This window comes from Blautia sp. LMAG:36, assembly GCF_008680535.1.
In the GTDB taxonomy this organism is placed as follows: Bacteria; Bacillota; Clostridia; order Lachnospirales; family Lachnospiraceae; genus Blautia_A; species Blautia_A fusiformis.
Genome location: NZ_NALB01000007.1, coordinates 380,364 through 404,006 on the forward strand (window position 1 = coordinate 380,364; position 23,643 = coordinate 404,006).

Below are 23,643 nucleotides of genomic sequence, written 5' to 3' on the forward strand. Positions count from 1 at the left end.
GATTCTTACATCAGTTATACCGGAAACTCAATATTCCACAATCGTTCCCAGCCACCTGTATTGAATTCTTTCAGCTGATGCACATTTTTCTTTGCAGTCTCTCTATCTATATCATGCTCAATGATCTGAAATACTGATGAAAAAAATCCCGTATAGATCATATGCATAAGGCTTTCCTCTACAATCGGTATTTTCACACCGTTCTCTTTCATCTTTTCCATATAATTCAAGCTGGACTTCATTTCCCGCTCTACCATATTGTGTATGAATAGTTCAAATTTTCCACTGTCTCCGCATTTCAACAATAATCTGAAATTATCATAATGATCATAGATATAATCAACCATCTTCTCCATCCCATCACTGGATGTATCCGACATATTCCTTGTCTGATCACTGGCAGAAAGCTTTTCAAACTCCTCAACGATCTGGTCATAAATCTGATAAATATGTTCCATATAAGGATCCGTCAGTGCATCAAAAAGTGCCTCTTTCGTCGGATAATATTTGTAAAATGCGCCAGTAGTAAGCCCTGCATCTTTTACAATATTTCTTAAAGATGCTCCTGTCAAACCATCTTTCAGAAAATGTTTTCTGGCTGTATTTAATATATTTTTTTGTGTATCTTCTGCTTTCGTCGACATGCTTTTTGTATCCTCAAAATTTTCTTTTCATAAATATAACAGTGTTATATATCACTGTTATATTTTAACTCATTATAGGAATTTGTCAAGTCTGCTGTTTAGATTTTCTTTATCTTTTATCTATCTACTCTTTTCCATTTTGCAACAGCATTTCTTACCCGCCAGTCAATATCCAGACGTGCTCTGCGACATTCTTTCGGATGTTTTCTTGCTGCCTGAAATGCCAGTTTCACAAAGAGTCCGGATCCAACCGGGAGCATTGTCTTTAGCATGCTCTCCGGAAAAACGAAATGGGTTCCATGCTCATAAATGACATAATCCAATCTGCATGTGTGTGAATGTTCTTTCATACGCTGCTTCATACGGCGGATATATTTTGCAGTATCCCACAACACATCATCTTCCGCACCAATCAGCAATAACGTTCCATGGATTTTTTCAATCTTGATCATCTCGTCTTCTGTGATTGGGTGAGCCTTTTCCGAGTCATCAAACAGTTTTCTTGAATTAATCATATCACCGGTCCGTTTTGTTTCTTTCTTAATCACATGCCAGTAATCCGGATGTTTGTAGCAAAATGGCATATACGGAAGGGGTTCTCCTTTGTAAGAAAAAAGAGATTCTCCTTCAATCGGCCATTCCTTACAGCCATCTTTTTTGCCCTGCATAAACCCCTGCCAGATAAAATCACTCGGTGTCAGACCTATCGTTAATGTAATATCCTCAAAATAAGAAGCGGCAGTCAATGCAAGTGTTCCTGTAGTAGATGCCCCGACAATTCCTATCTTCTGATCACCATGTGCTTTTAACCAATTGATTGCTTTCTCTATACGTTCCAATGGATAATTATGATGTCCATAATCTTTTTTTCCAGGTGACATTGTCATCACATTCACACCGAGTTTATGTAGCCATTTCACGGATGTACGCGCCAGATAATCCTCTGGATCATCCCCGATCATGGCAATCATTGCACAGTCTGATCCTGTTTTGCATTTCCAGTATGCACCATAAAATCCATCTGTTTCCACATCAAAATGTCTTTTCTTCATTTGTATCATCTCCTTAATATCGGCCACGTTTCTCCAAAACTATTATTTTGTTTGAGATATTCCGAACGATTTGAATCTTTCCTATCACACGATAAATCGGCATAAGCTTTTTCATTCCTTCAACCAGACTGACTTCCTGTTGAACAGAAAATCCCGGCACAATTCTTTGCAGTTCTGTTCCGTTCTTAACTCCCCATGTGAATTTTGCATTGCTTCCCTCTATGGATTTTTCTTTCACATGGTTTACAACAAAAGGTGACATGGTTTCGACCATTACGGTTACTTTCTGAAATGATTTTTCAATAATAAAAAACATCTTTCTGATATCTTTTTCACACAAATACATTGTAAGCCCTTCGATTATTACCAGAACATTCTCACAGTGATAATCTATATCATCTACATAGGAATCATCCATTGCAGACTTTGCAATCTGATATATCGGACCTGTTTCTGGAAGAAATTGCCGCCTTATCTTCATAGTCTCCGGCAAATCTATATTGTACCAATGCAGATATTTCCCTTTCATTCGATAACATCTGGTATCCAGTCCACATGCAATATTTATAACAATTGTATTTGCATTTTTCTCCAAATATTGCTCAACCATCCGGTCTAATACAATTGTTCTTGCAATCACGCCATAGTTCATGGCTTTATCTTTATCCGCTTTAGAAAAGTCATAATCAAGATTTTTCACAAGTTCTACTGCAATTTCGTCGTTTATTTTAGCATTTTTCTTTCTTGTTTCTTTTGCTCTTGCATACAGAGTCTGTACCATCGTTTCCGGCACACCTGTCACATTCACTTTTTCTTTCATTATCTGTCGCCTTCCACTGCCTTTCTTACTTCTTCCACCCACTCTGCACTATGACAGCAAAACAGTTCTTCATGCTGCATGTTATGTCTCCGAATATCCGGATTTTTAAAATAAGTACAATATCTCTTTTCATATTTTCTGCCCATCTTTGTTGCGTAAAACACGTGTATCGTAGTTCCCGGCACATCAATTCCATGCTGGACTTTCGTAACCAGATCAGAATAAAACTGATTATAAACACTCTGTTTCGTAATCCATGGATTTCCTCCCTGCTCAATGCCGAACATATTTAAAAATCCATCAATCATTTCTTTCTTTGATTTATCTGCTTCATTTATTTTCTTTTGCATAAATTTAGGCAATTTACCAGTATGTACCATTTTATACATAATCGGCACAACTACAGATGACTGAATTTTCGCCATAAACTGACCAGCTTCATCCATATCACTGCTCCCAATGATGCCATGATCTATATGAATTCTTTTTCGCTGAATCAAAAGGGATACAAAACTTCCTCCAAGGGAACACCCATACGCTGCTTTAATTCTTCCATCATACTTTTTCTTGATTTCCTGCTCAATCTTTTCGCATTCATCTTCCATTGAATAAAATTCTGTTTTCTCATTTGGATCAAATCCATCATAAGAAACTGCTACCGTGTAAAAATAAGAATGTAATCTATCCAGTATATGATCAAAGCTACTATACAGGCAACAGGTACCAGGAAATAAAAATATCACTGGTTTACTACTGTCTCCACTTTCATAAAATTTCATATCTGGCCTCCTTTAGTTTTTTCATATAAGCATAAAATTGCTTATGCAGCTCCCTCATTTCATCTGGTGCCTGCCCGCCTTATGTTCTGGTTTTTCTTATAAAGCAGTCCATTTTTCTTTAAAAACTCAAGTCTTTTACCTCTGGCATAAATACTCGTATCATAACCAGTTTCTGCAAATAAGACCGCATACAAGGATCCAATCACACCTGCACCATAAATCAATATTCTCATAGAAATCCGTCCTCTTTTTCATTTTCAAAAAAACTGCCAGTGTTCATGTTAGTAATATCTAACTCTCATTTTCTAAAAAACCGTGTGAAAACAAAACTGTAATTCCACACGGTTTCTTTTCTTATGCATTCAGTATATCACTTTTACCTGGTTAATCAACCAAATTTTGTCTTCATAATATTTAAAATTTCATGTTCATGCGCATTATATTCACTGCACTTGGAATGCAATTTATACCCTCATCTGGTCATTAAAATAATAATTTACATGCTCCCCCACTTCCTTTCCAGACAGAAAAAGACGCAAGCCATATTCTTATGACTCACGCCTTTCTGCATAACTTACTTTTCTATTCTTCTGTTTCTAATTCCACTCTCTTTAAAATATCTCTTACAATACCTGCATCTTCAATCAGATTAATTCCAAAACATTTTTTACCTGCGTCCTTCAAAGACGCACCAACATGATATGCTTGCCAAGTTGCTCCATCTGCTCACCGGATTTATAGGTGAGATTCAGGATCAGATATCCATTTACATTCGTGTACGTTATATAAATAGGACATTCGCAATCCGCTTTCGCTACTTACTCATGAATGCTCTCATCACATTTTCTTTAATCCACTTTCACCATGAAGATTTCATTATTTACTACATTCCATAACAAGCTTCTCACATCTGTCATATCCAAGCTGTGAACTATTTACTCGTTTCTTGTAATTATATTGCCTCTTTTTCAAAAAGTCAAACAAAATTTTTCTTACATTACCGCAACCAACTTTCCCGCAGTAAGTGCAGCTCCATATGCAGCCTCTTCTTCATATTCAGGAATCTCCATCGGCATTTTGAACATTTCTTCTGCCAGTCTTCTCATCAGCGGGTTTCGGCGAATTCCGTTTCCGGAGCCAGTCAGGCGTGTGGCCTTTTTTCCGGTGAGCTGACACATCTGCTCATACTGCTCATGCAGTTCGTTAAGGATCCCACAGATCACACCGACCGTCAATGCACCAGGATGAAAATTCTCTACACCGATTCCTGCGATCATGCCCGTGTGAGACGGATCACTTCTTGTCCCTGAAAAAGCTGTATCTACTTTCCATGCAGCTTCTTTTCCGTATGTTTCAATAAATTTTTCTGCCTGCTCCTGCATCCGGGAATACAGTCTTTCTTCAGTTTCTGCAGTTTCTCTGTAAAACTGTTCCAGCATCGCATACGCACGACCACCACACAGGGAAGCTCCCACGAGGATATAGCTGTTTTCGGTACAGGGGCGAAGCTCCACACTGCCGCTGCATTCTATAAACTTCTCTGTCACTAAGGAAACCTGGCTGCCGGTTCCCACATTCAGGAGTACGGTATCTTTAAGATCCCGGACGGAACCAAACAGACTCGCCTGATTGTCACCGATCGATCCCATTACCGGCACACCGGCTCTTGTTTCTCCGACTAAAAAATGTCCCTTTCTTACTTCCGGCAGATAAAAAGTATCTACGCCGGCCTGCTCCAGGGCTTCATACAGAAACTCCTGTTTTCGCAGGTCAAAGCAGCCCCAGCTTGCCGCCATGTCAAGTCCGATAACAGGGACAGTATTTTCACACAGCCGCATAGCAATATAATCACTGATCGTCGTCATCCTTACAGCATCCTTCGGGATCTGATCTTTCTTCTGAAGATAAAAATGTGTCACTACACCATATCCGGACGCCGCCGCACCTACTCCCTGCAAAAGCTCTGCACAGGTTTTTCCGTTTTCCAGCGGAATCTCTCCGCTTCCATCCTGCCAGGTATAGAGAGGACTCACTGCCTTGCCGGAAGCATCCACATACAGCATTCCATGCATCTGCCCTGTAAACCCTATTCCATCTGGCAAACCATTCTCCTTCTGCTGCTTTATAAGAAGCTCCCGGACGATCTCATAGATCCGTTCCGGATCCTGCAGCTTCTGTTCCGGCTTACTGCTCCGCAGAAAAGAATTATGCTCCACTGTTTCCCTTGCAAGCAGCTTTCCCGTTTCTGTGTCTGTCATTACGACACTGACTGTTGTTGTGCCGATATCAATCCCCATGATCTTCATCGTCTGTTTCCGTCCTTTTCTATGATCTTTACTATAGAAACTGTCATCATATGAGATGATTATATTATCGTTTGAGGATTAATGCTATCTTTTTTGGTTTCCTGCTCAGGTTTCTCGATTCTGAGCATGCGATATCCAATTCCTATGTGCGTCTGGATATATTGTACACCGTTTTTTTCAGGCTCCAGTTTTTTCCGCAGTGTTGCCATAAAAACCCTGAGAGAAGCAACATCGTTTTCCGAGCAGCGTCCCCAGATCTGCTGAGTAATATATGTATGTGTCAATACTTTTCCAATATTACGGGATAAAAGGCAGAGCAGCTTATACTCAATGGGCGTCAGATGCAGTTCTCTATCCTTCAGGAATGTGCAGCCAGCCGTGTAATCTATCTTTAATCCACCATTTTCAAAAACAGATGTTTCCGGCTGTTTTCCTGCCTGCGTTATGGCAAGCCGCCTTTGACTGACACGGATACGCGCAAGTAATTCTTCTACTGAAAATGGTTTTGTGATATAATCATCTGCACCCGCATCCAGTGCCTCTATTTTGTCCATATCTTCACTTCTGGCACTGATCACGATAATAGGCATATTCGACCAGGTACGGATTTTTTTTATTACCTCTACTCCTTCCATATCAGGAAGACCAAGATCCAGAAGAACGATATCCGGATTGTGTGATGAAGCCTCCAAAATGGCTGAAGCCCCATTGTCTGCAGCCAGATATTTATAGTCATGTGTTTTTAATGTGGTAACGATCAGGTTCCGTATGGGTCTGTCATCCTCAACCACCAGAATTAATGTCTTATTCATTTAATGTCACCTCGCTTAATGGTAAAGTAAAAGTAAAATTACATCCATGCGGAGCATGATCTGAAAGAACCAGTGTTCCATCGTGAGCTTCTATGATAGAGCGGCAAAGTGCCAGGCCAAGCCCCAGACTCCGTTGGCTGTCTGCAACGGTCGTTTTCCCTGTATAAAACATCTCAAAAATATGTGGCTTCATTTCATCCGGAATTCCGGGGCCGTTATCTTCCACGCTTATCTGCGCTTTCCCGGCTTTTTTGACCCCCCGAATGCTGATGACAGAGCCTGACGGCGTATATTTTATCGCATTATCGATCAAATTTACCAACACCTGTATAATAAGATGCACGTCCATACGTGTAAGAACAAGTTCTTCACAGTCCGCCACGATCTTATACTCATCATGCTTCCGGCTGATATGTCGGAGTGACTCTGCTATTACCTCATCCAAAAGCTGATCCGTAAATTTAAACTTCAATCTTCCATCATTGAGCCTGGTAATGGAAAGCAGATTTTCCACAACTCCAATCAGCCACTCTGAATCCTCATGAATGTCCGTGTAGATCTGATACCTTGTAGCTTCATCCAGACGGTCACTGTTACTGAGAAGCATATCTGCATTTCCGGAAATAGAACAAAGCGGAGTACGCAGGTCATGGGAGATTGCCCGAAGAAGATCGCCACGCAGCTGCTCATTTTTTGCTAAAACCGCATTTTTTTCTTTTTCTATGGCATTTTGTACATTCTCCATTGCAAGTGCACATTCATTTATTACAGACAGCAGGATGCTGTATTCATAAGAGTCCAGTGTTTCTTTCTGCAGAGGGATCCCGATTACGCCATAAACATTATTCCCGCTTCGAATTGCCAGATATAAGCATTTTGCCTGTGAGAAATACTGTGTGGATGCGCCGGCACGCTGTCTGTTTTCATAAGTCCATCTGGCCGCCTGTTGTTCTTCCTGTGTCAGAAAATCCTCTGTGCTCTCTTTTTCCCCGGAAAAAAGCTTTCCTTCTGATAAAGTTCCATTTTCCACAACATATGCCGTGATGCTGCGGTTTAACAGGCGTATCAGCTGTGTACAGGTAACTCCGAGGATTTCTGTCTCACTTTTTGCCTTTTGCAGCAGACGATCCGTATCAAACAGAACCTGTGTGCGAAAGGCAATCTGTGAAGACAGCTTTGCATGCATTTTCAGCTTTGCCGCAAGGGTTCCTGTAAGTACGGACGAAATAAGCATTATGAAAAATGTCACCGGATATCCCACCGCATATATCTCAAAAGACATCCTTGGCTCCGTCAGGAAAAAGCAAAATAAGAATACACTTAAAAAGGATCCGGCTACACTGCAAAGATAACCATCTGTCACGATCGAAGTTATCAATACGCCCAGAATGTATATCGTTACAATATTTGTATCCGTAAGATCCAGTTTCTGAAACAGCAGGCCAATCAAAGTGCATACTGCAAATATAAAAACCGTCAGCAAGTAATCTTTTGCGGACGGTTTTTCCACATACCATGCAAATGGCCGTTTCGGATAGGTTCTGTTTTTTACTGTATCCTCCATTTTCAAGCTCATTCTGTCATTCTCCTTCTGCTACTGTTTTCTGGAATTATATCACGCAGCTGTTCTGTGGTCAAAATTTTTTCTTCATGGCAATGAGCTATATGCGGAAGCACTTCTGAAGAGCTCTGTACTCTCCTAATACCAGTAATTTATCATTCTCTGCAAAATACGTTTCCGGAGAAATTGCAATACTGAATTCCTCTTCATTTTTTACTGCCAGGATATTAATATTGTAGCGTTTTCTGATGTCAAGTCCGCCCACTGTTTTTCCAACCCATTCTTCCGGCACTTCCACTTCAAAAATTGCATGGGAAGCGTCCACCTCCATATAATCCAGGATATGATCATCTGTATAACGGATGGAGGCCCATTTTGCCACCTGCTTTTCTGGATAAACTACCTTATCGGCACCATTGCGTAAAAGAAATTTTTCCTGAACATCACGTTCAGCTCTGGATATCACCAATTTTGCGCCCAGTTCTTTTAGAAGGGATGTTGTTTCAAGAGAATTTTGAAAGCTGTCTCCAATGGTCACAAAACAAATGTCGTAGTTTCCAATTCCAAGGGACTGTAAAAATTCAGCATTGGTACTGTCACCAATCTGAGCATTCGTCACAAACGACAGTACTTTGTCCACTCTTTCTTCCTTCCAGTCAACTGCCATAACTTCATGTCCCAGCTGATTGAGCTGCATGGCAATATGTATTCCAAACCTTCCAAGTCCAATAATCAATACATTTTTCATAATATTATTTTTCTCCTTCTTATCCAACTGTGATTTTTTCCAGAGGAAGCTTTGCATTTCCCTTATTTCTTCCGGAAAATACCGCATAGATCAGGGTCAGACCACCTACACGTCCCAGATACATCAGTATGATCAACACGACTTGTGAAAAAACATGAAGTTCCGGTGTAATTCCCAGAGTCAGACCTACCGTACCAACAGCTGAAGCAGCTTCGTACAGACAATCTAAAAGCGGAAAGCCTTCGTACACACTGATCGCTATTCCGCCGCCAAAAAACAAGGCAAAATATAATATAGCGATTGTCGCTGCATTTTTTATCACATGATATTCAAGTCTTCGACCAAAAGCCCCTGCATTTTCCTGACTTCGAAATGTCGCAATTGCATTTAAAATAAGTACTGAAAAAGTTGTTGTTTTCATTCCACCTGCTGTAGATCCCGGTGAACCACCAATTAGCATTAACAATATCATAACTGCTTTTGATGCCTCACTCATCTCTGAAATGTTTATAGTATTAAATCCGGCAGTTCTTGTCGTTACCGATTGAAACGCTGCTGCCAACAGGCGTTTTCCCATGGGTAATTTTGTCAGATCACAGATATAGAAAAAAACTGCCGGAAATAAGATCAGACATGCGGTAGTCATGAGAATGATCTTGCTTTGCATGCGGTAGCGTTTAAAGTTCAGTTTGTTTGTATAAATATCATCCCAGGTGAGAAAACCGATTCCACCTATAATGATCAGCAACATGATCACTACATTTATAAGTATATTTCCGGAATACTCTGTCAGTGATGGAAAAGAACCGGAGGCTGTTCCCAAAATGTCAAATCCGGCATTGCAGAAGGCAGAGATCGAATGAAAGACTGACATCCAGATTCCCTTTTTTCCATAATCTCCCATAAAAACCGGCAGCAGCAACACCGTCCCTGCAGCTTCGATCAAAAATGTTCCCCTCAAAATAAACCTTGTCAGTCTGACGATTCCTCCAACTTTAGGTGCTGAAATTGCATCCTGCATGGTGCTTCTTTGCATGAGGGATATTTTCTTTCCGGAAAGAAGGGAAACAGACGCAGCCACAGTCACTACTCCAAGCCCACCTGTTTGTATGAGTGCAAGAATGATCGTCTGGCCTGCCAGGGACCAGTAGCTTCCAGTGTCCTTTACCACAAGACCTGTAACACATACCGCCGAAGTGGCTGTAAAAAGTGCCTCATGAAATGGTGTGATCACTTTCTCCGCAGAAGAAAATGGAAGCATCAGCAGAACGGTTCCCAAAAGGATCACTCCTGCAAACCCCATGATAATCAGCTGAAAAGATGTCATATGTTTTTTCTTATATGATTTTTCCGGCATAAATGATCAGAACTCCTTATCAATACTTTTAACAGTGCTATCCTCGTAATGCATTTTATTATATATAACTACTTTCAAAGATAGTATAAAATTCTCTGCTTCCGTATTAAGATTTTATAAAGATATGATATTGAATTGAGAATTATTTTAACCGAATCAAGGAAATTACCTGCTTTGATGATCCTAAGCATTACCTTAATACTACAGTTTTTAATTGTAAACTCATTTTATATTTGTAGTTGACATTCGATATTTCTCTGTGATAAAGTGATACCCGTACAAAAAAACTCAAAAGGAAGGTATTGACATGAACACTGCATCATGCGAAAAAGAAGCTCCATCGCTTTCCAGAGATGAAGCCATTGCAATTTTAGATACTCCGGACGAAGAACTTGAGGCACTGATCAACCGTGCCAGCAGTTTACGTTACAAATATAAGGGAAACCGGGTAAGCATCCACATCCTTACCAATGCCCGCAGTGGTAACTGTTCCCAGGATTGTGCCTACTGTGCCCAGTCATGTCGTTCCACTGCCGATATTGATAAATACAAATGGGTAGATGAAGACAAATTATATCAGGACAATGATTTCGTAAATGAGTATCATTTATCCAGACATTGTATCGGACTGAGTGGTATGAAATTTACAGATAAAGAGATCGAGGAGCTGGCCCGCAGGATCCGCAAAATGAAAGAACACGGAACCCATCTCTGCTGCTCCATAGGCTTTCTCACAGAGCACCAGGCAAAAATGCTCAAAGAGGCTGGTCTTGACCGGATCAACCATAACCTGAACAGCAGCCGTTCCTTTTATCATAATATCTGCAGTACACATACCTTTGACCAGCGTGTCCGGAACATCCATATGCTTCAGGGACTTGGTTTCGAGATCTGCAGCGGCGGTATCATTGGCATGGGTGAAAGTAAGGAAGACGTTGTTGACATGCTTCTGGAATTACGTGAGATCCAGCCGGAAGCACTGCCGATCAACTTTCTTCTTCCGATCAAGGGAACTCCTCTCGGAAATGCAGATATTTCCCAGCTAACAACCGAATACTGCATGAAAGTCCTCTGCCTGGCAAGACTTCTTGTACCTAAAGCAGATATCCGATGTGCTGCCGGAAGAGAAGTTTATTTTAAAGGCGAAGAAAAAAAACTGCTCAGTGTTGTAGACTCTATTTTTGCTTCCGGTTATCTTACAGAAGGTGGTCAGGGAATCGAAGACACTCTCAAAACCATTACGGATGCAGGATTTACCTATGAGATTGAATCTGCGTAAGCATCCTTATGGACATATGACCTATCATACACACTTACAGCATTTCATTGCTTACCCGAACCAGTAAATATATTACCTTTTTCAAAGGAGGCTCTTTTAATATGAACCAGACAAATACTGTCTCTGCACCACGTACAAAAACCTACGAGATCACCATGACCGCTCTTATGGCAGCTGTCACCTGTATTCTTGCGCCGCTGTCCATTCCAATCGGTCCGGTTCCGATCTCATTTACCAATCTTGCCATTTATCTGTCCCTGTATCTTCTCGGATGGAAAAAAGGAACCATCAGCTATCTGATCTATCTTCTGCTTGGACTTGTAGGTCTTCCGGTATTTTCCGGATTTACCGGCGGCCCTGCAAAGCTGGCCGGTCCTACAGGCGGATACATCATCGGCTTTATCGTTATGGCTGTTATTGCCGGACTGGTAATTGACAACTGCCATAAACCTCTGATCCAGCTCGTTGGTATGATCGCAGGAACAATTGTATGCTATCTTTTCGGAACTGTATGGTTCTGCATCGTTGCAGATTCCACTTTCAAAGCAGCTCTTGGAATCTGTGTAATTCCGTTTATCCCGGCAGATCTCATAAAAATGATCATCGCCATGATCATCGGACCAATGATAAAGAAACGAATCCGATAAGCAGAAATTTTGATACTCCAAAAGAGGCAGCAGGAAATTTCCAACATTTCCTGCTGCCTCTTTATCGCGTTTCATTTTTCTTATCTGAGTTTTTTCTTCAGTTCCTGGATCAGTTCAAAATAATCTCTGTGCTTCATCTCCGGGAAAGCCTTAATGATTCTTCCCTGACCGAATACCGTATGGTTTGTGATAGAGCTTGACAGCTCATCAAACTGTGCCTGAAGCTCCGCTTTCTTCATCCGAAGCATTTCGGCAGATTTTTCTCTCTGAGCCACAGTCGCATCTCTGAGCTCTGCCTTAGCAAGAGCAACCTGAACCTTTCCCTCTCCCACCTTCTGTGCTGTATCAATGGTAGTTGTTGCCAGAGTATCACTGAGCTTATCACTCACGATCCGCAGATCCGCACGTACCTTATCCAGTCGGGTAAGCTTCTTGTTCAGTCCGCGAATCACCGCCACTGTTACAATAAGATCAGCCAGATACACCGCATACAGAATTGCCATAACAACCCATTCCAGTGTGGAAGGTGTATGAGAAGCCTGACGCTCCACATACTTCTGAAAAACCTTTACGACCATCACAATGGCAAGTCCCCATATCAGGGAAAACTCAAGACAGATATAGCCGTGAAAATTCAGCGGCTTATTTGAATAATCCCACCATCTTGCATGGAAGCATACATCCAGAAGCCATCCGGCAACCAGCTCCACCGCAGTTGCAAGAACGATTCCAAACAGAAAGATCATTCCCTCACTCATCTGATGTCCGCCGCTCTGAAGCGTATTAAGCAATGCAAACACGGAAAGTACACCAAATCCGTACACCGGGCATACCGGACCGTTGAGAAATCCCCGGTTTATAACCTTTCCTAATGTTACTGCATGGAAGATAACTTCAACGACCCATCCTCCAAAAGAATAAAACAAAAAATACAGACATATCTGAAAATACGTCATCCCGCAAATCATCCTGTACTCCTCCTTTACAGCTGTCAAGATTCCGGCAGCTATTTCAGGGGTCAGTACCATCACCTCTGCCGGGGTGATTCTGATTATATCATATCACCCCTCTCATTTACATCCCTTTATCCGGTCATTCTTCCGAAACAATTTCTTTTTTCACACGGGTAAAGTACAGAAAGAATCCGATGTTCAGAATGATTCCCACTGTGGTAGATACCGGTGCTGCAAGACCGATCTTTGTCAGGCTGGCATCCGGCTGGATACTCATAAAGTACGCCATTGGAAGTCGTACCAGAAGCGTCTGGATCAGGCCCTGGACCATAACCCATATGGTCTGGTTGTTTCCGTTGAAATAGCCTATCATACTGAACAGAACAGCCGTTACCAGTGTCTCCGGAGCAAACCCCTTCAGATAATCAAAGCCCTTTTGGATAACGCCGGCATCTGTTGAAAAGAATCCTGCCAGCACATCACCCTTCAGCAGGATCAGGATAAATACCAGGCATCCCACAAACAGGCCAACTCCAATTCCCGTAAGCATGGATTTTCTCGCACGTTTCGGCTTTCCGGCTCCTACGTTCTGTGAAACAAAGGAAGCCATGGACTGCATCAGAGAGCTTGGAACCAGCATGGCAAAGTTTACGATCTTACATGCAACTCCGTAACCGGAGGATGCTTCCAGACCCAGGCGATTGACAAATGCACACAAAGCAAGGAATGAAATCTGTGTCAGGAATTCCTGAAGTGCCAGCGGCAGTCCGATCTTTAGAAAACGTCTGCACTGGGGATTCAGCCGGAAATCTTTTTTTGTAATGGTAAACGGAAGCTTCTTCTTTATCAGCAGAACTACTGCAAATACAACACTTAAGGCCTGAGCAGAAACCGTAGCAATAGCTGCTCCTGCTGCATCCATATGTAACCCGGCTACCAGTACCAGATCTCCGATCACATTTACAATACATGCCACCAGCACAAACAGCAACGGAGATTTGCTGTCACCAAGGCCACGGAAAATAGCAGACAGTAGGTTATACGCGACAATAAAGAAAATTCCGCTGCCACAGATCCGTACATAAGATGCAGTCAGCACTACCGCTTCGTCTGGTGCCTGCATCAGCACGGAGATCGGATGTGCAAAGCCTACCATAACAATAAACAGCACGACAGATATCATGGTAAAAACGATCGCAGCCCCACCGATAACAGAGCCGATCTGCTCCGGTCTTTTTTCTCCAAGATAACGTGCGATCAGAACTGTGATACCCATAGCAAACTGGATCACTACAAAGGTAACAAGATTCAGTACCTGACTTCCGGTGGAAACCGCTGACAGTCCGGATGTGGAACCGAATCTTCCAACTACAAGAAGATCGACCGCACCATAGGCAGCCTGCAGGATCAGCGCACCGAGTACCGGCATCATAAATGCAACCAGCTTCTTCAGGATATTTCCCTGGGTAAAATCTGCCTTATCATTTGTCATAATGTTCCCTCCTGTCACACATGATCTGATAAAATTTCCCGATGGTCCGGATCATATTGTCTGCTTCTTCTTCGGAAATCTCTGAAAGATAGGGCGCCAGACTGCTGAAATAATCCTGATCATACTTCCTGGAAAGCATCTCTCCTTTTTCTGTTATGGAAATGTAAGTAACGCGCCCGTCATCCGGAGACGTAAGCTTCTGAAGATATCCCTTTGTCTCCATTTCTTTCACTGTTCTGGTAACACCCGGACGCGGAAGGTTCATGGCATCACTGATATCAGAGAGCCGGATATCCTTTTTTTCTCTCTGCAGAGAATGGATCACATCCAGATACTGTATGTAGGATGGCATCACCCCCTGAGGCAGTGGCGGAAGCATATCCCGGATCCGCTTTGCCTGATAAAACGCATCAAACATCCGCTTGATCTTTTCATTTGTCATAAAAAAACTCCTTATATAATTATCTTAGTTAATTACCATTGATAATTATACGAGGAATTTATGGTTTGTCAAGCATGTTTTATTTTTCTGTTACAGAGTAGCTTTCTATTACAGAGTAACTTTCTATTAATCTATGCTTCTAATGCCTCTTTCAGAGAAGCTTCAAAGATCTCAAGTCCTTTCTCCATCTGCTCATCGGTCATGGTAAGCGGTGCAAGGTTCAGATATCTGGCCTGTGCCATCACACGCTCTCGGCTTAAATGTTCTGCATCCAGAATAGAGGAAGACAGCTGCTCTGCGGCGTTTCTGTCCTTTTCCTCCAGCACGAGTTTCCGGCTGTCGTCGGTGACACTGGGATTTGTCAGAACTACGAATTCTCCTCCATGGATATAGTTATTCAATCCTGTATTCACTTTTGATGCACTGCAGGCAGTCTGCAAAATAGCACCATCGGACAAACTACTCCAGACCATTTTCCCCTGCTTTCAGCTTCAGAACTTCTGTAAGCTCCGGGATCTGCATCATATTTCTACAATTCATAAAACACTACTCCTCCCACTGATACTGCTTCATATCTACACATCCATTTGCCTTAAACTCCACACCCTCGTCTTCCAGAAGCATCTTCTGCTCTCTCCAGCCTGGTGCAGTACGCCCTGCATGGTTCACAACTCTGTGGCAGGGATACTTCCCGTAAAATTCTGCCATACCTAAGACTTTTCCTACAAGACGTGAATTTTTATCCCGCCCGATCAGCCGTGCGATCTGTCCGTAGGAGGCCACTTTTCCCTCAGGTATCTCTTCCACCACGGACAGTATCTCGTAGATTAAATCTTCATCCAGTATTTTTCCCATAATTATTCCTCCGAAATCCTGCTGGCAATTTTCATAGCATGCTTTCATAAATAAAATATCTGTCTTTTCGTGGACGCCTGTACCAGACCGTCCTCTCAGCCTGAGTTTTACAGTGCAGTTCCTTTCTTTGGAATAAACAAACGGCTCATATCTGTATGTTCCAGCTTAAGAAGTGAAATTTTTTTGTCAATTCCTCCGGCATAGCCCGTCAAGCTTCCATTTGTTCCTATGACTCGATGGCAGGGAATGATAATGGAAATTTCATTATGTCCAACCGCACCGCCTACTGCCTGGGCGGACATATGGGAAGTGTTTTTCATCACTGCAATTCTGCGCGCAATTTCTCCATATGTAATCGTCTGTCCATAGGGAATATCCAGTAAAATCTGCCACACTGCCTTTCTGAATGTTGAACCGTTCGGATGAAGTGGTGGAGTAAAGTTCGGTTCTTCACCGGAGAAATATACATCCAGCCATTTTTTTGCTTCTGTGAGAATTTTCGTTTCCTGTGGAACATAATCTTCCGGAAGTGTATTTGCAAAATATTTCTGTCCTTCAAACCACAAACCGGTAAGTCCGATTTCATCTGCAGCAAGTAAAATATCTCCGATTAGCGATTTATATTTGCATGTGTATACCATATTTTCCCCCCCCCCACATTCATTTATCTCTACAATATTTTCTATAGCATTCCTCTTAATTAACACAAATGTCACATGCGCGTCCCCTCTGCGATTTCCTCGACATTGTGAGTTTTATCCCAACAAGCAGCAGGAGATTGCTGATATTCTTGACAATTTATAATATTATACCATTTTTGTTTTGAACATGCTATAATGCTGTTGCTGCCGAACCTCCAGCTGAAAGGATGTAAAGTCCTATGACAAGTTCTATAATTACTTTCTTTGTTTCTGTTATGGCAACTGTGGCTAGGCTGGACAGAAACGACAGGCAGTAACAGCCTAAAGGATTAAACCACCTTACATAAACGGAACAAGAACCCCCGGAAGTCTCGACCACTTCCGGGGATTTTCGTATCAAATTCGTATCACGGGATCGTCAAACCCAGTGTTTTTCCTGCTTTTAAAAGTTTTTCAATACTCTCTCCACAACAATATAAAAAGCGGCAGAGCCTCTATTTTTGCAGGCTCTACCGCTTTCTATCTGAATTCCCCTCAAAAAATCTTTATATCAGAACAGTCCTGTGATCTTACCGCTCTCGTCTACGTCGATCTTGGTTGCTGCCGGTACTTTCGGAAGTCCTGGCATGGTCATGATCTCACCTGTCAGTGCAACAATAAATCCTGCACCTGCGGAAATCTTAAGATTTCTTACTGTTACCTCGAAATCTGTCGGAGCACCAAGCTTTGTCTGGTCGTCTGTTAAGCTGTACTGGGTCTTAGCTACACAGATCGGGCAGTTGCCAAATCCAAGTGCCTCCAGCTGTTTCGCCTGCTTCTGGGCATTTGCTGTAAGAACCACTTTCTTTCCACCATAAACCTTCTGTACGATCTGGTTCAGTTTGTCCTCGATGGAGCCTTCCAGCTCATAAGCATATGTGAAGTCATTCGGCTCTTCAACAAGACGGATTACTTCCTCAGCGAGCTTGATTCCGCCTTCGCCACCTTTTGCCCATACCTCTGAAAGTGCTACGTTTACGCCAAGCTCCCTGCATTTTGCTTCCACAAAATCAAGCTCTGCCTTGGTATCGGTCGGGAATGCGTTAATAGCTACCACACATGGGAGCTTATATACATTTTTGATATTGCTTACATGCTTCAGAAGGTTCGGGATACCTTTTTCAAGAGCCTCGAGGTTCTCATTGTTAAGATCCGCTTTTGCAACACCGCCATTATATTTCAGAGCACGTACGGTTGCTACGATAACAACGGCACTTGGTGTAAGACCTGCCATACGGCACTTGATATCCAGGAATTTCTCAGCTCCAAGATCAGCACCGAATCCAGCCTCTGTGATGGCATAATCAGCAAGCTTCATAGCCATCTTTGTAGCTGTTACGGAGTTACATCCGTGAGCGATGTTTGCGAATGGTCCGCCGTGAACGATTGCCGGAACATGCTCCAGTGTCTGAACAAGGTTTGGTTTCAGGGCATCCTTCAGAAGTGCTGTCATAGCACCCTCTGCGTGAAGATCTCCTGCTGTTACCGGTTTCTGCTCAGCAACCTTGCCATAAGTGTATCCGATGATGATTCTGGAAAGTCTCTCTTTCAGATCTTTGATATCACTTGCCAGACAGAGAACTGCCATGATCTCAGATGCTACGGTAATGTCATATCCGTCCTCACGCGGCATACCGTTTGTTCTTCCGCCAAGTCCATCTACTACATTACGAAGCTGACGGTCGTTCATATCCACGCAACGTCTCCAGGTGATCTTTCTTGGGTCGATGTTCAGCTCATTTCCCTGGAAAATATGGTTGTCGATCATTGCTGCAAGAAGGTTGTTTGCCGCACCGATTGCATGGAAATCACCGGTAAAATGAAGGTTGATATCCTCCATCGGAACTACCTGTGCATAGCCGCCGCCTGCCGCACCACCTTTGACACCGAATACCGGTCCCAGGGATGGCTCACGAAGAGCTACCATAACATTTTTTCCAAGTCTCTGCATTCCATCTGCAAGACCTACCGTTGTAGTTGTTTTTCCTTCCCCGGCCGGTGTCGGGTTGATAGCTGTCACAAGAATCAGTTTGCCGTCTTTTTTGTCTGTTTCTTTCAGGAGATTATAGTCGATCTTTGCTTTGTATTTACCATACTGCTCCAGATATTTGTCATCAATACCTGCTTTCTCTGCAATCTTGGTAATTGGCTCCATTGTGCACTCCTGTGCAATCTCGATGTCACTTTTAAATCCCATAATGTTCTCCTTTCTCCGCTGCAACCGTCTGCATCTTTTATCCCATAAAAAAGAGCAGTATCTGAAGTTTTTCAAATACTGCCCAGACGGTCGACTCATCGAATCTCCGGCTCCCTCGTGGTTATCCCACAACTCCGTCAGTCACCGAAGACTTTATTAATTTGATGATTGAATACTAACATATTTATTAGTACTTGTCAAGAAATTATCAAATTATTTTTTCACTTTTAAAGTGAGCTAAGTCTAATTTTCTGAATCATTTCCGTTCTATGTATTAGTTTTCTCTCCAACATTCGTACATATCTTTTTTCATCAAATCCTCTGTTATTTAATCGTATCTTGTACTGGTCATCCGTTAATGCGACTGTCCAGACGCCATAAACATATTACCACACTTATGAAATCAAATCTGCAAATCCTGTAGATACCAGGAATAATATCAGCATTACAACCGGCACTACATAACGGATCATAAAGCGATATAACCCTGCCCGTTTGAAGTGTTCCCCATTTCGTTCCACTTCTCCTATGATCCAGTCAGGGCCGATCACCCAGCCGATCAGAATACTTGTCAAAAGTGAGATAAACGGCATCAGAAAACTGTTGCTGATATAATCCATCACATCCAGCAGCTGTCCAACGGAACCATTTGGCAGTTTAAGTTCAAAATACAGTTTGTTATAACCAAGGCAGATCAGTACTGCTGTAACAAGAGAATAGATTCCGACAGCACCACACATTTTCTTACGTGGCTTATGATAAAGTTCCATGCAGTTTGCAACCAGTGTCTCCATGACAGACACGCAGGAAGTCAGTGCCGCAAATCCCATCATCAGGAAAAATGCAATTGCCACCGGACGGCCAAATACTCCCATGGCATCAAAAACCTTTGGCAGTGAGATAAATATCAGGCTTGGGCCGGAAGCCATTCCATCCTTTCCGAGAAATACAAAAACAGCCGGTATGATCATCATTCCTGCAAGAAACGCAACGCCGGTATCAAAGATCTCAATCTGATTTGTTGCTTTATTTAAATTAACTTCATTTTTCACATAAGAACCATATGTGATCATGATTCCCATAGATACACTTAAGGAAAAGAATAACTGGCTCATCGCATCCAGAAGGATCTCCAGGAAGCGTTTTACCGTCAATCCATGAAAATCCGGTTTGAGGTAAACAGCCAGCCCCTGCATACCGGTGCGGACAGTTCCATCCGTATCAGTATGGGACAGTGTCAGTGAAAAAATCGCAATGATCACAATCAGAAGAATCAGCCCCGGCATAATGATCCTGGAAAACTTTTCGATTCCCTTTTCCACACCACGAAATACGATCCAGGCAGTCAGTGCCAGAAAGATCAGCATAAATACAACGGGTGCAATATCTGATGTAATAAATGATGTAAAGTATACATCTGAAGCCGCATCTTTCCCATCAGAAATAATATAAGTAAAAAAATATTTTACAATCCATCCACCGATAACAGAATAATAGGTCATGATCAATGCCGGAACCATAAACGTTAAATGTCCTAAAAATTTCCACTTTGGATCAAGAGATTCAAAAGCCCTCAATGCATTTTTCTTTGTCTTTCTCCCAAGTGCTACATCCGTTGTCAACAGTACAAATCCAAAAGTCAGTACCAGTACCAGATAAACCAGCAGGAAAAGTCCTCCGCCATCTTTGGCACAGAGATATGGAAATCTCCAGATATTTCCAACTCCTACTGCACTTCCGGCTGCCGCCAGGACAAAGCCTATTGAGCCGGAAAAGCTACTTCCTTTTTCTTTCATTTCAATTTCCCCTCTTCAAGTATATATTTGATATAGGCTGAAACCTTCAGCCTAACAGCCATATCTTACCTTAAATAAAGATAAGTGCAAATGGCAGAAGTTTCTTTTTACGAAATTTTATCTCAAAAAAGTTTCTTACTACTTTACAAAATACCGGTTTTTCCGATATAATCGTATACAATAAAAATTAATAAGAAAAATAGATAGTATGAGGAAACAAAATGAGTAATTTTACCTGTTATGTAGGTGAACAAATAAGAAAATACCGAAAAGCCGGAAAGATGACTCTGCAGGATCTGGCAGATGCCATCCATAAAAGTCGAGCTACCGTATGCAAATATGAAAATGGAGATATCTCCGTTGATATCGAAACTTTGTATGATATCAGCCAGATTCTCCAGGTATCTATGTCCCAGCTTACCACTGGTCTTCCTGAAACAGCCAGTAAACCGTCCAATGCACCGGGAAAAGGACAAAAAAGCCCATTTTTTCAGGCACAGCGGCTATATTTTTACTTTTACGATGGACGCTATCAGCGTACGAAGGATGGCGTCATCGATATTTATGAAAAAAAAGGCGAATCCGGAAAATACGAAGCAACCTTAACGATCTGTTCTGTTTCTGCCAACGGAAGAAGCAGTGAGATTTTTTACACCGGAAAAGTTCTTTACAGTGATATGCTGATCCGTTTTTCCTTTGTAAATCAGTATAACCCACTGGAAGAAGATCTCCTGTACATTTTTAATCCTCTGGAGCTTCGAGATTTTACAACAGGACTTTTGTGTGGGATTTCCAGTGCGGATCTGATGCCCTGCGCATTCAAATGTGTGATCACTTTAAAACCACAAGAGCTTACCGAAGCGTTCCGCCACCAGCTGCTTTTTACAAAAAAAGATCTGAAGCGCTGGGAACAGCTGAATATGTTACTGATAGATAATATGGAAAAGTAGTTTTCTGCAAAAAACGGTACACCTTATATTTTATAAGCTGTACCGTTTTCGTATTTTTCTGTATCAGGGTTTGCCTGCAAACCCACACCGGATCGCCTGTGTCGGACATATCTTTTTACATCTTCCACATCGGATACATTCTGTACTGTTTGGATTTTCCGTCGGATCGACCTCCATCTGGCAGATATTCCTGCATTTTCCGCAGTGAACACATTTTTCTTTATCTACTCTGTAACGAAAAACGGAAACTTTATTAAATACCGAATAAAAAGCTCCCAGCGGACAGATATACTTACAGAATGGCCGGTATATCATAATTGATAAGATAATGGTGATCACCAGGATTGTATTTTTCCACATGTACAGCCAGCCTACTGCACTTCGCATGGATTTGTTCAGCAGCACCAGAGGGATACCTCCTTCCAGTGTTCCTGCCGGGCAGATCAGCTTGCAGAAATATGGTGCTCCCTGGCCCATGATATCTACTACAAACATGGGAAGTATGATCACAAATACAAGAAAGATCACATATTTCAGTTTTCGCAGAAGCTTATCTCCCCGAAATGTCCGGATCTTCTTTGGAAAAGGAATCTTGTTCAACAGATCCTGGATCAGTCCAAAGGGGCAGAGAAATCCGCACACCAGTCTTCCAAGCAACGCTCCTACAAAGATCAGAAATCCAGCTACATAATATGCCATCTTGAAGTTCCAGCTTCCGATCACAGCCTGAAGGGAACCAATGGGACAGGCCCCTCTTGCCCCGGGGCAGGAATAACAGTTCAGCCCCGGAACACAGACATTTTTCAGTTTTCCGGTATAGATCTTTCCAGTCACAAAGCCTGATATGTGACTGTTTGTAAGGGCCGCCCACAATGCCTGGATCCCATGCCGCGGCCATTCATTTATTTTCATCTTCTTATTATCCAATGCCAATACACTCCATACAGATGTTGATCGCTTTTGTAAAAACTACAGACACTTCGCCCCTGCAGATTCCCAGTATCATCAGTAAAATTCCCAAAACCGCCAGAGCAGGTCCGATCCACCTGGATTCTGTTATTTTCCGAATCATTTTTCCACTCTCCATAATGATCATCTTTTACTTTGAAACGTTTTTAAGCTCTTTTTCCACGATTTCCTTCCATTCGTCCAGTGTATGGCTTCCTGTATAGGTATCGCCTACAATGTTTCCATCTTTGTCAACAAAAAATGTTTCAGGAAATGCGGAAATCCCCTGCAGACGGCCGTTCATCATAGTAGTATCCGGTATCAGGAACGGATATTTTGCTTTTGTTTTTTCCTGAAGAATGCCTGCTTTTTTTACAGCCTCTTCGTCCTGATTTCCCTTTTCATCTGTAGTATCAAGCACCACGCCTGCTACTCCGACGCCTTTATCTTTCATTTCTTTATAGAGCTCCTGAAGTTCCGGGATTTCTTTTACGCATGGTGAGCACCAGGTTGTAAAAACATTTACCAGCGTCAGGTCATAGTCACTGAATACTTTTTCTGTATATGTTTTTCCATCTATTCCTGTTGTTTCAAATTTTCCTACAGATTTTACATCCTCCGGGTTGACGCTGGTATCCTGTGGCTGGTCAAACACAGAAATATTCTGATACGGTGTCATTTCCGTAATGTCGGTTTTGATCTTTTCCAGCTCCTTTGTCAGCTTTTCATCTGCATCTTTGTTGGTGCTCAGATAATATTTGTATTTCCCGTCACTGCTGCTTCCAAGCTCTTTATGCTCTGTACAGCCAGTGATCTCATCCAGCTTTTTCTGTGAAGCTTCGTCATAAACGCCAATTGTGCCAATTCTGTCCAGACCTGCCACCCAGTCGTCATATCCGGTTCCCATCTTCTGTATTTCGGCATTTTTCTGTTCCTCTGTCATTTTGCTCCAGCTTACATAGGCATATGTCACTGCGTTGGTCTGATTCTCAAAATCTTCCGTGGTAAGCATTGCAATGCTCTGGTCCTTGATCTGCTTTAACAGCTCCTTCGAAAGCGAAAGCTTCAGTCCCAGAAACGGATATTCATAAGAATCCTGTGCCTTGCAGGTTACGTCGGAAGGCTTAAATGTACCTGCTACCAGATCTGATGAAACTGCCTCTCCATCCACCGCCATTGCCTCTCCGATCTCTGCTGTTTCCGTGCTTTCTGCCGCTGTTACCGGTACGCTTCCAAATGCAGATATTCCTAATACCGCTGCTGCCATAAGTGCTGTTATTTTCTGTGTTCTTAATTTCATTGTTTATATTCTCCCTTCTGATATC

The 23,643-nt window shown here is 42.3% G+C and carries 23 protein-coding genes, 3 pseudogenes and 1 riboswitch; of the genes and pseudogenes, 3 read left to right on the forward strand and 23 right to left on the reverse strand.

Annotated elements, in window-relative coordinates:
- Positions 1–14: 14 nt before the first annotated feature.
- The 12 genes and pseudogenes from CCC17_RS11185 to CCC17_RS11235 all read right to left on the reverse strand — a co-directional run bounded on the left by CCC17_RS11185 (position 15) and on the right by CCC17_RS11235 (position 10,079).
- Positions 15–644, reverse strand: a complete 630-nt coding sequence (locus CCC17_RS11185) for a TetR/AcrR family transcriptional regulator (RefSeq protein WP_227573844.1) — start codon at positions 642–644, stop codon at positions 15–17.
- A gap of 116 nt (positions 645–760) precedes the next feature.
- Positions 761–1,696, reverse strand: a complete 936-nt coding sequence (locus CCC17_RS11190; protein WP_161209044.1) for an acyl-CoA thioester hydrolase/BAAT C-terminal domain-containing protein — start codon at positions 1,694–1,696, stop codon at positions 761–763.
- A gap of 13 nt (positions 1,697–1,709) precedes the next feature.
- A complete protein-coding gene (locus CCC17_RS11195) occupies positions 1,710–2,516 on the reverse strand; it encodes a class I SAM-dependent methyltransferase (protein WP_287083106.1) in 807 nt (268 codons plus the stop codon).
- The gene (locus CCC17_RS11200; RefSeq protein WP_287083107.1) at positions 2,516–3,295 is read right to left on the reverse strand and encodes a hypothetical protein; all 780 of its coding nucleotides are present in this window, start codon (positions 3,293–3,295) and stop codon (positions 2,516–2,518) included. Before CCC17_RS11200 ends, CCC17_RS11195 begins: the two co-directional genes overlap by 1 nt.
- A gap of 71 nt (positions 3,296–3,366) precedes the next feature.
- Positions 3,367–3,528 (reverse strand): annotated as a pseudogene (locus tag CCC17_RS11205) (ketopantoate reductase family protein); the annotation flags it as partial.
- 349 nt (positions 3,529–3,877) lie between these two features.
- Positions 3,878–4,003 (reverse strand): annotated as a pseudogene (locus tag CCC17_RS15225) (ORF6N domain-containing protein); the annotation flags it as partial.
- Positions 3,982–4,086 (reverse strand): annotated as a pseudogene (locus CCC17_RS15230) (TnpV protein); the annotation flags it as partial. The pseudogenes CCC17_RS15230 and CCC17_RS15225, both read right to left, overlap by 22 nt.
- A gap of 201 nt (positions 4,087–4,287) precedes the next feature.
- On the reverse strand, positions 4,288–5,601 hold the full coding sequence (locus tag CCC17_RS11215; RefSeq protein ID WP_287083108.1) for a sedoheptulokinase: 1,314 nt from the start codon (positions 5,599–5,601) through the stop codon (positions 4,288–4,290).
- Positions 5,602–5,660: 59 nt separating this feature from the next.
- Positions 5,661–6,413, reverse strand: coding sequence for a response regulator (locus CCC17_RS11220; RefSeq protein WP_287083109.1), 753 nt, complete (start codon positions 6,411–6,413; stop codon positions 5,661–5,663).
- Positions 6,406–7,989 carry a DUF4118 domain-containing protein gene (locus CCC17_RS11225; RefSeq protein ID WP_287083110.1) on the reverse strand — a complete coding sequence of 528 codons (1,584 nt, stop codon included), beginning with the start codon at positions 7,987–7,989 and terminating at the stop codon, positions 6,406–6,408. Before CCC17_RS11225 ends, CCC17_RS11220 begins: the two co-directional genes overlap by 8 nt.
- A gap of 85 nt (positions 7,990–8,074) precedes the next feature.
- Entirely contained in the window at positions 8,075–8,722 is a 648-nt protein-coding gene (locus CCC17_RS11230; RefSeq protein ID WP_118063961.1) for a potassium channel family protein, read from the reverse strand.
- Between the two features lie 19 nt (positions 8,723–8,741).
- Entirely contained in the window at positions 8,742–10,079 is a 1,338-nt protein-coding gene (locus CCC17_RS11235; RefSeq protein ID WP_287083112.1) for a TrkH family potassium uptake protein, read from the reverse strand.
- 307 nt (positions 10,080–10,386) lie between these two features.
- Between CCC17_RS11235 and bioB the strand changes: the two genes are divergently transcribed.
- A complete protein-coding gene (bioB, locus tag CCC17_RS11240) occupies positions 10,387–11,358 on the forward strand; it encodes a biotin synthase BioB (protein ID WP_287083113.1) in 972 nt (323 codons plus the stop codon).
- A gap of 101 nt (positions 11,359–11,459) precedes the next feature.
- Positions 11,460–12,005, forward strand: a complete 546-nt coding sequence (locus tag CCC17_RS11245) for a biotin transporter BioY (protein ID WP_015527251.1) — start codon at positions 11,460–11,462, stop codon at positions 12,003–12,005.
- An 80-nt stretch (positions 12,006–12,085) separates the two neighbouring features.
- Here CCC17_RS11245 and CCC17_RS11250 read toward each other — a convergent pair whose 3' ends face one another.
- The 8 genes from CCC17_RS11250 to CCC17_RS11285 all read right to left on the reverse strand — a co-directional run bounded on the left by CCC17_RS11250 (position 12,086) and on the right by CCC17_RS11285 (position 20,420).
- Positions 12,086–12,973 carry a putative ABC transporter permease gene (locus tag CCC17_RS11250; protein WP_021977018.1) on the reverse strand — a complete coding sequence of 296 codons (888 nt, stop codon included), beginning with the start codon at positions 12,971–12,973 and terminating at the stop codon, positions 12,086–12,088.
- A 124-nt stretch (positions 12,974–13,097) separates the two neighbouring features.
- Positions 13,098–14,450: an MATE family efflux transporter gene (locus CCC17_RS11255; RefSeq protein ID WP_287083114.1), complete on the reverse strand. Its 1,353-nt coding sequence runs from the start codon at positions 14,448–14,450 to the stop codon at positions 13,098–13,100.
- The gene (locus CCC17_RS11260) at positions 14,440–14,892 is read right to left on the reverse strand and encodes a MarR family winged helix-turn-helix transcriptional regulator (RefSeq protein ID WP_110102910.1); all 453 of its coding nucleotides are present in this window, start codon (positions 14,890–14,892) and stop codon (positions 14,440–14,442) included. Before CCC17_RS11260 ends, CCC17_RS11255 begins: the two co-directional genes overlap by 11 nt.
- A 131-nt stretch (positions 14,893–15,023) precedes the next feature.
- Positions 15,024–15,365, reverse strand: coding sequence for a hypothetical protein (locus CCC17_RS11265; RefSeq protein ID WP_129976074.1), 342 nt, complete (start codon positions 15,363–15,365; stop codon positions 15,024–15,026).
- A gap of 73 nt (positions 15,366–15,438) precedes the next feature.
- Positions 15,439–15,747 (reverse strand): MGMT family protein, encoded by a 309-nt coding sequence (locus tag CCC17_RS11270; protein WP_015527257.1) that lies wholly within the window; start codon positions 15,745–15,747, stop codon positions 15,439–15,441.
- Between the two features lie 107 nt (positions 15,748–15,854).
- Positions 15,855–16,388: a methylated-DNA--[protein]-cysteine S-methyltransferase gene (locus CCC17_RS11275; protein WP_110102908.1), complete on the reverse strand. Its 534-nt coding sequence runs from the start codon at positions 16,386–16,388 to the stop codon at positions 15,855–15,857.
- 550 nt (positions 16,389–16,938) lie between these two features.
- Positions 16,939–18,624, reverse strand: coding sequence for a formate--tetrahydrofolate ligase (locus tag CCC17_RS11280; protein WP_287083115.1), 1,686 nt, complete (start codon positions 18,622–18,624; stop codon positions 16,939–16,941).
- A gap of 73 nt (positions 18,625–18,697) precedes the next feature.
- Positions 18,698–18,779: riboswitch (ZMP/ZTP riboswitch) on the reverse strand.
- A gap of 240 nt (positions 18,780–19,019) precedes the next feature.
- Positions 19,020–20,420, reverse strand: a complete 1,401-nt coding sequence (locus CCC17_RS11285) for a sodium-dependent transporter (RefSeq protein WP_021652983.1) — start codon at positions 20,418–20,420, stop codon at positions 19,020–19,022.
- A 221-nt stretch (positions 20,421–20,641) separates the two neighbouring features.
- On the opposite strand from CCC17_RS11285, the gene CCC17_RS11290 reads away from it, so the two are divergent.
- On the forward strand, positions 20,642–21,370 hold the full coding sequence (locus CCC17_RS11290; protein WP_110102907.1) for a helix-turn-helix domain-containing protein: 729 nt from the start codon (positions 20,642–20,644) through the stop codon (positions 21,368–21,370).
- A 63-nt stretch (positions 21,371–21,433) separates the two neighbouring features.
- Here CCC17_RS11290 and CCC17_RS11295 read toward each other — a convergent pair whose 3' ends face one another.
- From CCC17_RS11295 to CCC17_RS11305, 3 genes are read right to left on the reverse strand one after another with little or no spacing between them, the layout of a single operon-like run.
- The gene (locus tag CCC17_RS11295) at positions 21,434–22,282 is read right to left on the reverse strand and encodes a 4Fe-4S binding protein (protein WP_110102924.1); all 849 of its coding nucleotides are present in this window, start codon (positions 22,280–22,282) and stop codon (positions 21,434–21,436) included.
- A gap of 7 nt (positions 22,283–22,289) precedes the next feature.
- Positions 22,290–22,442, reverse strand: coding sequence for a CD1871A family CXXC motif-containing protein (locus CCC17_RS11300; protein ID WP_092068499.1), 153 nt, complete (start codon positions 22,440–22,442; stop codon positions 22,290–22,292).
- Positions 22,443–22,469: 27 nt separating this feature from the next.
- The gene (locus CCC17_RS11305; protein WP_021652979.1) at positions 22,470–23,618 is read right to left on the reverse strand and encodes a TlpA family protein disulfide reductase; all 1,149 of its coding nucleotides are present in this window, start codon (positions 23,616–23,618) and stop codon (positions 22,470–22,472) included.
- Positions 23,619–23,643 lie beyond the last annotated feature (25 nt).